The sequence below is a fragment of the Priestia sp. SIMBA_032 genome (genome assembly GCF_046535215.1).
In the GTDB taxonomy this organism is placed as follows: domain Bacteria; phylum Bacillota; class Bacilli; order Bacillales; family Bacillaceae_H; genus Priestia; species Priestia aryabhattai.
Genome location: NZ_JAWRXD010001434.1, coordinates 1 through 241, shown reverse-complemented (window position 1 = coordinate 241; position 241 = coordinate 1). Strand labels below are relative to the sequence as shown.

1 protein-coding gene is annotated in these 241 nt (G+C 64.3%); it reads right to left on the bottom strand.

Translation table 11 applies throughout. The features are described 5' to 3' along the window. A partial coding sequence (locus tag SB717_RS39050; protein WP_410908649.1) for a cation:proton antiporter domain-containing protein occupies positions 1–241 on the bottom strand: 241 nt, incomplete at both ends.

Sequence of the window (241 nt, the reverse complement as noted above, 5' to 3'; positions counted from 1 at the left end):
ATCACCTTCCACGTCGCGCAACCGCAGGTGTGAGGCGTCCGAGAACAGCAGCAAAGCAAGGGTCAACTCGGCGACCGTCAGCAACCAATGGCCACCCGGATCGACCCGGACGAGACCGAGACCCGAGGCCCCGATCAGTACCCCGATCGCCACGAACACCATCGGTGCACTGATCCGCGCCCGATCCAGTCGCGCCGAGACGATCGAATAGACGAACACCGAACCGACGAGCACCAGCGGC